Annotated in this window: 10 protein-coding genes and 2 pseudogenes; 6 read left to right on the top strand and 6 right to left on the bottom strand. The window is 61.2% G+C overall.

Annotated features, from left to right (window positions below):
* Positions 1-35: 35 nt before the first annotated feature.
* On the top strand, positions 36-839 hold the full coding sequence (locus tag IB235_RS22250) for a Ku protein (RefSeq protein ID WP_192338588.1): 804 nt from the start codon (positions 36-38) through the stop codon (positions 837-839).
* On the opposite strand, the gene ligD is transcribed toward IB235_RS22250, so the two are convergent.
* On the bottom strand, positions 840-3,329 hold the full coding sequence (ligD, locus tag IB235_RS22255) for a DNA ligase D (protein WP_192338589.1): 2,490 nt from the start codon (positions 3,327-3,329) through the stop codon (positions 840-842).
* A gap of 3 nt (positions 3,330-3,332) precedes the next feature.
* Positions 3,333-4,142: a Ku protein gene (locus IB235_RS22260; RefSeq protein WP_192338590.1), complete on the bottom strand. Its 810-nt coding sequence runs from the start codon at positions 4,140-4,142 to the stop codon at positions 3,333-3,335.
* A 333-nt stretch (positions 4,143-4,475) separates the two neighbouring features.
* Between IB235_RS22260 and IB235_RS25970 the strand changes: the two are divergent.
* The 3 genes and pseudogenes from IB235_RS25970 to IB235_RS22270 all read left to right on the top strand — a co-directional run.
* Positions 4,476-4,601 (top strand): annotated as a pseudogene (locus IB235_RS25970) (IS5/IS1182 family transposase); the annotation flags it as partial.
* A gap of 203 nt (positions 4,602-4,804) precedes the next feature.
* Positions 4,805-5,272 (top strand): hypothetical protein, encoded by a 468-nt coding sequence (locus IB235_RS22265; RefSeq protein WP_192338598.1) that lies wholly within the window; start codon positions 4,805-4,807, stop codon positions 5,270-5,272.
* Positions 5,179-5,469, top strand: a complete 291-nt coding sequence (locus IB235_RS22270; RefSeq protein WP_192338591.1) for a transposase — start codon at positions 5,179-5,181, stop codon at positions 5,467-5,469. The genes IB235_RS22265 and IB235_RS22270 overlap by 94 nt, the downstream gene beginning before the upstream one ends.
* Before the next feature lie 258 nt (positions 5,470-5,727).
* Here the strand turns inward: IB235_RS22270 and IB235_RS22275 are convergent, their stop codons facing one another.
* The 4 genes from IB235_RS22275 to IB235_RS22290 form a co-directional block, all read right to left on the bottom strand.
* Entirely contained in the window at positions 5,728-6,576 is an 849-nt protein-coding gene (locus tag IB235_RS22275) for a VOC family protein (protein ID WP_192338592.1), read from the bottom strand.
* A gap of 187 nt (positions 6,577-6,763) precedes the next feature.
* Positions 6,764-7,474 (bottom strand): sulfite exporter TauE/SafE family protein, encoded by a 711-nt coding sequence (locus tag IB235_RS22280; protein WP_192338593.1) that lies wholly within the window; start codon positions 7,472-7,474, stop codon positions 6,764-6,766.
* On the bottom strand, positions 7,471-8,868 hold the full coding sequence (locus IB235_RS22285) for an amidohydrolase family protein (RefSeq protein ID WP_192338594.1): 1,398 nt from the start codon (positions 8,866-8,868) through the stop codon (positions 7,471-7,473). Before IB235_RS22285 ends, IB235_RS22280 begins: the two co-directional genes overlap by 4 nt.
* A complete protein-coding gene (locus IB235_RS22290; protein WP_192338595.1) occupies positions 8,868-10,208 on the bottom strand; it encodes a uracil-xanthine permease family protein in 1,341 nt (446 codons plus the stop codon). The genes IB235_RS22285 and IB235_RS22290 overlap by 1 nt, the downstream gene beginning before the upstream one ends.
* A 164-nt stretch (positions 10,209-10,372) precedes the next feature.
* On the opposite strand from IB235_RS22290, the gene IB235_RS22295 reads away from it, so the two are divergent.
* Positions 10,373-11,374, top strand: a complete 1,002-nt coding sequence (locus tag IB235_RS22295) for a substrate-binding domain-containing protein (protein WP_192338596.1) — start codon at positions 10,373-10,375, stop codon at positions 11,372-11,374.
* 207 nt (positions 11,375-11,581) lie between these two features.
* Positions 11,582-12,306 (top strand): annotated as a pseudogene (locus IB235_RS25360) (transposase); the annotation flags it as partial.
* Positions 12,307-12,537: the final 231 nt, after the last annotated feature.

Below are 12,537 nucleotides of genomic sequence, written 5' to 3' on the forward strand. Positions count from 1 at the left end.
CACGTTGACCCACGCCCCTACCAAACGAGCCCCACATGGCACCGCGTCCATTCTGGAAAGGCTATCTGAAGCTGTCGCTGGTCACCTGTCCGGTCGCGATGATGCCTGCCACCAGCGAGGCCGATAAGCTGCGCTTCCACACGCTGAACGCGCAGACCGGAAACCGCGTCATCAGCCGCTATGTCGATGCCGTCAGCGGCAAGCCGGTTCGCGACAAGGACGAGGCCAAAGGCTATGCACGGGGCGAGGACGATTATGTCCTGCTTGAAGATGACGAGTTGGACAGCATCGCGCTGGACAGCGCCCGAACGATCGACATCGACATGTTCGTGCCCGCGGGCAGCATCGGTTGGATCTGGTATGACAAGCCGCATTACCTGATCCCCGACGACCGGATCGGGGCCGAGGCCTTCTCGGTCATCCGCGAGGCCATGGCGAAATCGGATATGGTCGGGATATCGCGGCTGGTGCTCTATCGGCGCGAACGCGCGGTGTTGCTGGTGCCGCGCGGGAAGGGAATCGTCTTGTGGACCCTGCGCTATGGCGATGAGGTCCGCCCCGAGGGCGATTATTTCGGCGGCCTGGACACGTCTGACGGCGATCCGGCGGCACTGAGGCTGGTGACCCGGCTGATCAAGGATCGGACCCGACCCTGGTCGCCCGAAATGGCCCACGACCCCGTTCAGGACCGGCTTCTGGACATCATCGCTGCCAAGAAAAAGGGCCGAAGCAAGCCCAAGACGACAAAGGCCCCAGCCGAGAAGCCCGAGAATGTCGTCAACATCATGGACGCCTTGAAGAAAAGCCTGGCGGCAGAGACGCGCGGCAAGAAGTCCTGATTACCGCTTTGACACCCTCAACGGCACAGCCGCAGCCCTGAAACCATCCCATGGGTCCGGGCCAAGCGCGGCCAGCCGGGTTGGCAGGGTTTTCACGGTGAAATGGTCAGGGCCGATCTTGGGGCCGAGTTCCTCCCACGCGACCGGGGTCGATACGGCAGCACCGGGCCGGGCGCGGGTGGAATAGGCCGCAACCGCCGTCGCGCCGCGCTGGTTGCGCAGATAATCGATCAAGATGCGGCCCTTGCGCTTGGCCTTGGCAATGGTCGAGACATAGCGGCCGGGTGCATCGCGCGCCATCGCGTCGGCCATGGCCTTGGTGAAGGCCTTGACCTCAGGCCAGGTCGCGTGGGGTTTCAGGGGTGCCACGACATGCAGCCCCTTGCCGCCCGAGGTCTTGACGAAGGCCGTCAGCCCCGCATCGGTCAGCCGCTGGCGGACCTCGCGAGCGGCATCGATAATCTGGACCCAGCCGACACCTTCGCCGGGGTCCAGGTCCATGGTGATCATGTCGGGCCGCTCCCAGTCCTGCAGGCTCGCGCCCCATGGATGAATTTCCAGTGCGGCAGACTGGACCAGCGCCATAAGCCCATCCAGATCGTGGATGCTCAGCAGCGGGTCCTTGGGGCCCTTGGGATCGCTGACCTGCACGATCCGGGGATTGATGCCTTTCCACGCATGCTTTTGAAAGAATTTCGGGCCGGTGATCCCTTCCGGGCAGCGCAAAAGCGCCAGCGGGCGGTCGATCACGAAGGGGGCGATATGCCGCCAGACCGCGGCATAATAGTCCGCCAGCATTTCCTTGGTCACACCTTCCTCGGGCCAGTACAGGCGGTCGGGATGCGTCAAGGTCACTTTCCTCTTGGTGGGTATGGGCTTTGCCGGGGCCGCAACCTCGCGGGTGATTTCGCGCGCGGCCTTGTCCTCGCGCAAGCCCCGGAACGCGGCATGTCGCAGATGTCCGTCGGCGGTCCATGCACGGAACTCGACCTCGGCCACCAGCTCCGGGCGGACGAACCGGACGTTAGCGGCCTGCTGGGCGGTCAGGCGGTCGGCAAAGGGGTTGTCTGGCATCTGCATCCCCTCCAGCCGCGTGAACAGATCCGCCGACACGCGATTGCTGAACCCCGTCCCGACCCGCCCCACATGGTGCAGCCCGCCCGCGTCATGGACACCCAGCACCAGTGAGCCGATCGCCCCCGGCGTCGCAGCTGATAAAGTGAAGCCGCCAATCACAAATTCCTGCCGCGCCGAGCATTTCGACTTGATCCAGCCCTTGTCGCGCCCCGAGCGATAGGGTCCGTCGCGCAGCTTGGACAGGATGCCCTCGAGCCCGATCCGACAGGCATGGCGCAGCACCATCGCGCCGCTTTCGTCGAAATGGCTGCTGTAGCGCAAAGGCTCGGGGGCTTCGGTCAGGATCTGCTCCAGCAGCGCCTTGCGTTCAACCAGAGCCAGATGACGCAGGTCGAACCCGTCCAGATGCATCAGGTCAAAGACGTAGAAGCGGAACCGGTCCGCGCGGCCCTCGGCCAGATCCGCCTGCAAGGCCGAGAAATCCGAGGCGCCAGCATCGGTTTCCACGACCAACTCGCCGTCAAGGATCGCTTCTTGCAGGGGCAAGGCCTGCAAGGCATCGGCGATACGCTTGCCTAATTTCGCCGTCCAGTCGTGTCCGCTGCGGGTCAGCAGCCGGACCTGTCCATTGTCGATCCGCGCCTGCAGCCGATAGCCGTCGAACTTGATTTCATGCAGCCAGCTCCCGCCCGTGGGTGCGGAACTGGCCAGCGTGGCCAGCATGGGCGCGATGAAGTCGGGAAGCGGCGCTTTCTTTGCCCCCTTCAGCCCACTCGGGTCTAAGGCTGCGGGATCGGTTTCCTCGGGTTTGGGGATCGCAGGCTTGCGCCGGGACTTCGTCGGGGCCGCTTGGCTCGCGACCTCGGGGATGTCGCGCCCGGACTTTACCGAAAGCGGCTGCTCGGTCAGAATATCAGGCGCGCTCTTGGGCCGGGCGAATGCATCATCGGCCTTGATCAGCAGCCAGTTTTCACGCTTGTCGCGAGGTTTTTCCTGCATCCGCACCAGATGCCAGCGCCCGTGAAGCTTGTCCCCTTCCAGTTCGAATTCCAGATGACCCTTGGCGTAACCCTTGGCCGCATCGCCGATGGGGGACCATCGTCCTCGATCCCAGACGATGACGGTGCCACCACCATAATCGCCCTTGGGGATGGTCCCCTCGAAATCGCCGTAGTCCAGCGGGTGATCCTCGACATGGACAGCCAGCCGCTTTTCCCCGGCGACAAGGCTGGGACCGCGGGTCACCGCCCAGCTTTTCAGAACACCGTCCATTTCCAGCCGCAGGTCGTAATGCAGCCGGGTCGCAGCGTGCTTCTGAATGACGAAGCTGTCGCCGTGCTTGCGACTGCGACGGCCCCGCGGCTCGGGCGTGGTCTTGAAATCGCGCATCTGCCGATAGGCTTGCAGTGGCATGATCTAGCCCGACTTCCGACGCGCGGGGGTCTTCCTGGCCGGCAGTTTCGCGCTTTCGCGCAAGGCAGCCATCAGATCGACGACCTTGCCCGGCCGGGCCTTGGGTGCGGCGGCAATCTTGCGACCATCCAGCTTGGCCTTGACCAGTTCGGCAAGGGCGTTCTCATAGCGGTCATCGAAGCCAGAGATATCGAATTTGCCCGTCTTTGTCTTGATGATGTGCTGAGCCAGATCCAGCATCTCGCCTTCGATCTTATGCTCGGGGATATTCTTGAACGCCTCTTTGGCCGAGCGCACCTCATAGTCGAAATTCAGCGTGGTCGCGATCATCCCCGGCCCATGGGCGCGGATCAGAATATTCCGCATCCGCCGGAACAGCACGGTCTGCGCAATCGCCGCGACATTTTGCTGCTTCAACCCCTCGCGGATCAAGGCGAAGGCGTCGGCAGCCAAGCTTTCGGCCGGTGTCAGATAATAGGGTTTGTCGAAATAGGTCTCGTCAATCCCATCGCAGGCGATGAAAGCCGAGACGTTCAGCACCTTGTCACTGTCAGGGATTGCAGCGGCGATTTCCTCGGGTTCAAGCATGACATGCTCGCCACCGTTGATTTCATAGCCTTTGACCTGATTGTCCCTGTCCACAGGCTTGCCGGTATCGCTGTCGACGAACTCGCGTCGCACGCGATGTCCCGTCGCCCGGTTGATCGTGTGAAAGGCAATCCGCTCCGAGGTCGAGGCCGCCGTATAAAGCGCGACGGCGCAGGTCACCTCGGCGACCTTCAGCGTGCCTTTCCAGTTTGCTCTGGGTGCCACCTGCACCTCCTGCGCGCCATACCGCAAGACAACGCGACGACGATGCAAGACGGTTCCGTCACATTCGTTTCGGAAGCATGCCGCAGCAATTACGGCTTGATGCAGCCCAGTTCGGGCTGATCGAGCGAAGGAAAGACTTCGAAAGATCAAATTACTGTCTGGGGAACGGCTTTCCCTGATAACGGAACGCTAGGCTTCACTCTATCACCGACGCCAAGGAATGCCCGCTTCGGCTCTTCATGTCCGACCGGACCGGTTAGCAACAACACCGCGTCTTCGCTGAGCGGGCTGCCGAAGGCGGACTCTGGGTCCTATGCAGACTGGTTGCGGGAGCGGCCGGATCAAGATCTTGCTCGGTCGCTTGAAGGATCGGTGAAGGATCGCCACCGCTACGACCGATGCCCAGTTGTTTGCATATCCGCCATCACGCTCGCTGCCACCATCATGTTCTGGCTCTGAAATTCAATGAGATGCGGTAGCGGGTGCAGCGTCGCGCGCCACCTTTACCGCTTGCCGGACTTTCACGTTGAGACAGCCGTTCCCATACCGCACTCGGATGGAGGATTATGGGATGCGACGGTTCGTCGGAATGGACGTATTGCTGGCGAAGACCGCGGTCTGTGTGCTCAGCGAAAATGGAAGGCCCATCAGGGAAGCCGAGGTTGCCAGCCAGCCGGAGCTGCTGGTCGCTATTCCGCGCGCTCTTGAGGGCGACCATCGTTGCTATCGGGCTCGATTCTGGCCCTCTGTCGCAATGGTTGCATCGCGAAAAAACGACTTTTGGCTTCGAAGCCGTGCTGATGGAGACGCGTCAGATGAAAGGGATCTTGAAGGCTATACCCATCAAAACCGATCTGCGCGATGTTGAGTGCCCGCAAGGTCATCCAGCAGAACATGATCACGCTAGAAATACCACTGCGGGGACTGTTGCGGAACTCGGTCTCAAGGTCTGTACGATCTCGCGCAGCAAATTTGAGCATCGTATTCACGAATTTACGGATGGAAACGCCATGTTGCAGGCCGCGAGGGTTCCAATGTGGCAAGCAAGGTCGTTCCTGCGCCAAGAACTCGCGGGGCGGGAACGGCTGGTTCGGCAGATGGTTGCGAGGATCCGATCTGTCTGCGCCTGAAGACCATACCCGGGATCGGGGCAGTCGTTGCACTAACCTACCGATCCGCGACGGATAACCCTGCCCGCTTCACGTCCTCCAAGGCGGTCGGACCGTGGATCGGCCTTACACCATCGCGAAGCCAATCGGGAGCGCGTGATGTCTCCGGTGGGATCACGAAGGCCGGTGACGTGAACTTGCGACGAGCCCTGTGCTAGGCCGCGGTAGTGATGCTGAACCGAGCGCGTCCGAGTTGGGTGAGTTAGCAGGGAGCGATCAGACGATAACTGGAAACGCTCGGAACCCATTCCGTGGGATCGATCGTATTGCGCGAAAATCCTTGACCGAGCCAAACTCGGCACCGAGGCCTAGAGCCTAACGATTAGACTGAAAGTCGACATGCTCAGGCCGCATAGAAAGCGTGGTCACAGGTGCCTGACTTTCCTCCGCGGTTTCGCGGCTCTTTCGGGACCAGCTCAGGATACGAACTCCGGCCCATCGACTTCGAACTCGATGGCGACGCCGAAGCCGGCTTCGGAATCAATCGAGATGCGATCAGACAGCATTTCGAAAGGGATATGCTCGGCCTGCAGTCGCTCTGCAAGGCCGCCAAGTTCGGGCACGCCGACGCTGAACGACGTGAAGCCCCGTGGCCCCGCGCATGTCACGCGCTCCAACCGACCGCCGTTGAGAAATGGGAAGCAGCGCCCGCCGTTCAGCGGCTCTGCGCCGGTAAACGAAGACAGGAAGTCGGTATGCGACCCGGTCTCGCCCTCGTTCAGCGTGACCGAACGGACATTCGACGCCCCGTTGGCATGGATCTGGAATGATGGGTTCCAGAAGGCCTCGGGGTAATGCTGCTGGCAGGTAAAGAAGGACACCTCGGGAAGGTCCGGAGCCATCGAAAATGCCAGCGTAAAGGCGACACGGGCCTCGCTGCCATCCGGCCTGCGGCCCTTGCGCTCAAAGAAGAAGGGCTCATAGTCGCCAATTCTCGCGCGCGCGAAATGCGCCGCATCGGCCTCGGCATCCGCACTGTCGAGGACGAACATCGCCAGCCCCTGTCTATTTTCCAGGTAATCCCGGACGAAGGCGCCAAAGCTGAAATGCCGGTTCGCGTGTGGCGGGATCAGGGCTCGATCCTCGCCCACGGTAATCAGTTCGAGGAATGATGAGCGAAACTGGACGATCCTGTTCTCGGTCCCCCAAGGATGGCGGTTGCGCGCGCCCACCTGAAAGCCCAGCCTTTCGTAGAATGCGCCCGCCGCATCAAGATCCTGAACGGCAAGGACGAGGTGATCGATCCGGCGCTTCGAAATGGTCATCTTCTGTGCTTCCATGAATTCCGGGACAAAATGCAAATCACCAGTCCGACTGGCAAGCTCCTATCCCAAGGCGGAGGAGAGGCGAAGGCGGGAATTGGACAATGCCGCCTATGGGCTCCGCTGCCGAGAATGTGTAGCCAACTTGGGCGGGCGCGATGAACCGTTTGGACAGGCACTGGCGGCCGCGTCATCCCTTCAGAATCAGCGCCGCTCCGCTGACGATTGAAAAGATCAGAACGGCCATACGCAGCGCCGGTCCATTGATGCGTGAATGGGTATGCCGCGACAATAAGCTGCCAATCAGCACCGCCGGCATCAAGGACAGCGCGGCCATCAGCTGGGTCTGTCCGACCTTGCCTGCGACGATCAACACGGCAAGGGATATCAGTTCTCCGACCAGGAAACAGGTTGCCACGGTCGACCGCAGGACCGGTCCGGGCGCGTGTTGATAAAGCAAAGCCAGCGGGGGGCCCCCGATTCCAGTAGCGGTTTCGGTGACGCCCGTGAACAGGCCGACGCCCAATGACGCTGAGGGCCTTGGGGCGAAGGGGGGCGACAATAACGCCACGCCTGCAGCAAGAATGGTGAGTAGCCCTACCGCGATTTCAAGCTGACGCACCGAAAGCGCGATCAACACCGCCATGCCAAGAAAGGTGCCGAAGAACCTGCCAAAGGTGATCCAGCCGGCACCCCGGAGGTCGATGGAGACCCGTTCGCGCCAGGCGACAAGGAAGTTCAGCGGCAGCATCAGGATCAGCAATGTGACCGGCAGATAGCTGGCGTCGAAGAAACCGAAGATCGGGGCCATGATCAGCGCAAAACCAATACCGACTGCGCCCTGAACAAAGGCTGATCCACCTGCCAGCAGCGACAGGGCTAGAAAAGTGCTGATGGTCACGAGGCCCTCACAGCAAACACGCTATCGGCGGTGGGATGGATGCGATGAATCGGCGCGGCAGCGATGGCGGGGCCGGCAAGTTCGCGGATTTCGCCCAGCAAGGCACGGGCATCCCAGTCGACAGGCCAGCCCCGAACCATGCGCAACCGGCCATTGGTAAAGACGGCGTCGATCTGGTCGCGATTGCCGTAGCGCACCAGCTCCCAGCACAGGTCGTGCGAAGGGGTGAATTCGGGCCGATCCAGATCGACAAGAAGAAAATCCGCCGCCAGCCCCTCGGCAATGCGACCGGTCACTGCGGTCAGCCCGCTGGCATCTGCGGCCATGCGCGTCGCCGCGTCCAGCCACAGCCATCCTCCTCCGCAGGAACTGTCGCCAGAGGCCAGACCGTAGTTGCTGCGCTGAAGGGTCTCAGCCGCATCCATCAGCCGGAAGCCATCGGCGCGTGTGCCATCGGTACCCAGACCAAAACGAATACCAAGCGCCTGCATCTGCAAGGCTGGTGCGACCGCATTGCCCTTCCAAACCGAAGCAACCGGGTTATAGGCCACGGCGGTTCCCGTATCGCGCAGCAGGTTCAGCTCGGACGGCGTGACAAGCGTAGAATGTGCGATCAATGTCTGTGGTCCAAGCGCACCGATACGGGCCAGATGTTCCAACGGACGGCGGCCATTGGCAATCAGCGAGCGCTCGACCGCGACCAGATGCTCATTGACATGGGTCTGAAAGGTCACGTCCGCTGCGGCAGCCATGGCCGAGATGTCGCGAAGCATCCCGTCGCTGGCAACCTCGGGGATCGAAACAGCCAGTGACGCGCGGATCAGCGGATCCCCCTGATAGGCGGCCAGATGAGCCTCGGCGAGGCGCAGGATATCGGCCCGCTCAGGGACGACGGCGGCTCCGCCCAGATCATTGCAGATCTGGGCCACCACCAGCCGAAGCCCTGTCTCGCGCGCGGCCAGAACAAGCTGGTCGATATGGCCAGCTGATCGCGTGCCTGCATCGACAGCGGTGGTAAATCCGCCGCGCAGCCATTCCAGCGCCGCCAACTTGGACGAGAGATAGACCATACGCTCATTCAGGCTGCCTTCGAGCGGAACCCAGATGCGGCGAAATATCTCGGAGGGTTCGCCAAACACCAGCGACTTGCCCAGCGACTGGGTCAGATGCGTGTGCGTGTCGATGAAGCCCGGCATCATCAGGTGTTCGGGCAACTCCACCACCGGAAAATCGGGATGGCGGGCGCGTAGCGCCGCTGCCGCGCCGATCTCGGCAAAGCGACCGCCGCGCAGCAGCACCGCCATGCCGGACCGTGGGCCGTCATCCAGCAACAGACGCCCCGGCGCAACGATAAGGTTTTCGGTTTGCGCAAAACTCTGGCGCAGATCGCTCATCAGGCATGTTCCTTGGAATTGACCGCGCTTGGCGCGCTGAACTGAAAGACCGCATTGACCAGGGCTGCCGTGATCGTGCCCATGGCCAAGCCATTGCCCAGGATCATCTGCGACCATTGCGGAAACTGGCTGTAGATGCCGGGCACGAGGATCGGCATCAGACCCATCGCGAGACCCGAGGCCAGCGTGAACATCGCGCCATGTTCGCGCAGATCGACACGGCTGAGGACATGGATGCCGATGACCCCGATGATCGAAAAGACGATAACGGCGGTGCCTCCGACGACCGGACCGGGCAGGACGCTCGCCAGCCGGGACACCGGGGCGATCAGCGCAATGATGACCAGAATGAAGCCAGCCATCGCGGTGACATAGCGCGACCTGACGCCGGTGGCGCGAACGATGCCCACATTCTCGCCCGAGGTGATGATCAGCGACGTGCCGAACAGGCCGCCAACGATCGACATAAGCGCATCGCCGCGAATGGTGCGTGGCACAATCGGATGGACCTCGCCCTTTCGCTCGACGATCTCGGCCGTGGCAATGGTTTGGCCAGTCGCCTCGGCCATCGAAATGATCGAGAAGATGATCAGCGGCAGCGATGCGATGATATCGAATTTCGGCATCCCGAAGGGAAACAGCTGCGGCACGGCGATCAGCGGCCCCTGCATGACCCCGGAAAGGTCGAACCTGCCAAGCGCAGCCGCCAGCAAGGTGCCCGCGACCAGTCCCAGCATGACCGAAATGCGCTGCATCGTACCCGTGAACACGCGCGAAAAGATCACCGTCAGCGCAATGGTCGCCAGCGCCAGTCCGATGTTCACCGGGTCGGCGAAATTCTCGCTGCCCGGCTTGCCGGTGATGGTTCCGCCGTAAATCTTGACCAGGTTCACCGCGACCAGCAACAGCATGGTTCCGACCACGATTGGCGGAAAGAACCGTAGCAAGCGCCGGAAGACGGGCAACGCGATGAAATAAAACATCCCGGTCAGCAGCACCGCACCGACAGCGGTCTGCACATCGGTCTGGCTGGCGATGGCCAAAAATATCGCGATCGGAGCCCCGCCCGGCACCATGATGAAGGGCAATCTTGCACCAAGGCCCGCAGGCCCGAAACTTTGCAGGATCGACCCCAATCCACAGACAAGGAAAGTCGCACTGATGATCGAGACGGTCAGGGCTGAATCAAAGCCCAATGTCTGGGCGACCAGGAAGACCGCCGTGATCGGCGAGGCGGCCATGACCAGCACATGCTGGAAGCCATAGAGGATCAGATCCTTGATGGGCAGAACCTCATCGACGGGCTCGGATGGGGCATTGCGGTGGGGAGCGAATGTCATTGATTTTCCCTGTTTCTGTTGATGCGTCTGGCTGTTTGCTTTTATGCAAATCGTTTTGCTGATTAGTGCCAGATAGCACGCGGGATGATTCGTACAAATCGTTTTGTTGCCTTTGGCGCAGGGGCTGCTAAGGTGGCGGGCGGGGTTGGACCAATGAGGACTTTGTGGGCAAACCGACGATTTCGGATCTTGCAAAAGCCGCGGGCGTTTCGGTGACCACCGTATCCCATGCCTTCAGCGGCCGTCGTCACGTAGACCCGGAAACGCGCAAGACCATCCATGCTCTGGCCGAGCAGATCGGTTATCATCCCAGCAGTACGGCGCGGGCGCTGCGCAGCGGCAGAACCGGAACGATTGCGCTGGCCTCTTCGATGCCCTTCGCGGTCGCCGCAGGCCCGTCCCGGCTGGGTTTCCTGATGGAGATTGCCGCCTCTGCAGCCATGTCGGCCTTGACGCGCGACCTTGCGCTCTGCCTGATCCCACCGCATCCCTCGGCGCAAAGCTATGGCACGGCGGATTTCGACGGGCTGATCCTGATCGAGCCGATGCGCGACGACCCGCTCGTCGCGCATTTCGAGCAGCGCAAGACACCCATCGTCTCTATTGGCACGGTTCCGGGACGCCCAGACATCCCGGCGGTCGATCTACAATCCTTCGATACCGCCACGCTCCTCTTGTCCCATCTGGCACAGACCGGCTGCCGTCAGATTGCTGCGTTGGTCGGAGCATCCTCCCGAACCAGCCAGATCGAAAGCGTCTTGGCCTACGACGCCTTCGTTACTAACCATGGGGGTGCCGTCACCCTGCTTCGTCTCGACGAGGCACAGGGTGAGGACATCGCCTATCACGAGACATTGCGCCTGCTTCGGGACAATCGCGACATTGACGGTATCTTTGCCGCAATCGACGCGTTCGCCACCGGCGCCGTCCGGGCGGCGCTTGAACTGGGCCTGTCAATCCCCGGTCAGTTGCGTCTGGCCACCCGCTATGACGGGTTGAGAGCCAAGCTCTCTCAGCCGCCGTTGACGGCCGTCAATTTGCATCTGCCCACTCTCGCAGAGGAGGCGATCCATCTGCTGCTGGATCGCATCGAAGGCAAGAGCCGCGTTGTTCACGCGCCATTGCCGGATCTGATTATTCGACAGTCGTCGGTGGCGGTAGCGTAGTTTCGCACATAGGCCAGACTTCAATACCGTTGCGCGTGTCTGCGGATCGCACATCGGCCCATAGTTTTAGCGGTAGTTTCCCTGAACACGGCGTTGCAGACAACTTCATCGGCTTTCAGAGATGGTCGCAGGATTCTGGCGATCTAGGCCGTGTTGACAAAAGCGATTCACATGGGTCGGCGCGAGTTATTCAAGCTGACATCTGCGATGGAGTTCAGCTTGGCACGAGACCTGATATCGGACGAGCAGTGGGTGTTCTTTGAGCGTTTCATTTTGACCATCCACGCCCCGAACGAACGCAAACCATCCGATCACTGCCTTGTTCTTGATAGGATTTTCTGGATTTTCGAACCGGAGTCCTCTAACGCGACCTATCGGAGGGGTTAGGCAAGTGATCAAGCGTCTATCGTCAGTTTAGGTGCTGGACGTTGGTGGGGCTGTGAGAGAAGACCATAAATGCCCTGAACAAGAGCGGGCTGCGCCGGACGCCTTGCACATGATCGGCAGCACCGTGATCCGCGCCCACCCTTAGGCAGCGGGCGCTAAAGAGAGCCCCCCAACAGGGTTTCGGCCGCTTTGGTGCGTCCAGTGGGAAAACGATCCGGTGGATCGTTTTCTGGACCACCTATCATTTCACGACCAAGATCCACCTCCTCATCAACGCGCACGAACTGCCCATAAGGACGAAAATCACGCTGGGCCAGACATCCGATTATCTCGGTTTCAATCTGGTCCTGGCAGACAACCTACCCCAGCCAAGCGTGTTGCTTGCCGATTGTGGCCATGACGCCGATAGCATCAGGGCGAACATGGAAGCGCGCGACATGCAGCCCGTCATCCCGATGCGCAAAGCCCGCAAAAAGCGTGTTGGCGTAGTCCGTTCGCTGCATCGCTTCAACAAGATTAACAACGCCCGGCGTATGGCAATTCGAACTACTCCCCGATCCTTGAACAGTGTCTGGGGTAATTGAAGCTAATGCCTGCGCCTGCCGGTCGGTTTCGATGCTGCTCCAATAGCCCACGGCGGGCGGCTGCTTGAGCTACTCCCCGTTCCTTGGACAGATTTCCGGCTGATTTAAGCTACTGCCTGCGCCTGCCGATCAGTTTCGATGCTGTTGAAGTAGACCACGGCGGGCGGCTTCCCGCCATGGGCGGTGTGAGGC

Origin of the sequence: Paracoccus sp. PAR01 (genome assembly GCF_014851995.1) — a bacterium.
Lineage (GTDB): Bacteria > Pseudomonadota > Alphaproteobacteria > Rhodobacterales > Rhodobacteraceae > Paracoccus > Paracoccus litorisediminis.

Coding starts and splice junctions, on each gene's coding strand:
- ligD (WP_192338589.1), bottom strand. CDS start 3,329: ATGCCACTGCAAGCCTATCGGCAGATGCGCGATTTCAAGACCACGCCC.
- IB235_RS22250 (WP_192338588.1), top strand. CDS start 36: ATGGCACCGCGTCCATTCTGGAAAGGCTATCTGAAGCTGTCGCTGGTC.
- IB235_RS22290 (WP_192338595.1), bottom strand. CDS start 10,208: ATGACATTCGCTCCCCACCGCAATGCCCCATCCGAGCCCGTCGATGAG.
- IB235_RS22275 (WP_192338592.1), bottom strand. CDS start 6,576: ATGACCATTTCGAAGCGCCGGATCGATCACCTCGTCCTTGCCGTTCAG.
- IB235_RS22285 (WP_192338594.1), bottom strand. CDS start 8,868: ATGAGCGATCTGCGCCAGAGTTTTGCGCAAACCGAAAACCTTATCGTT.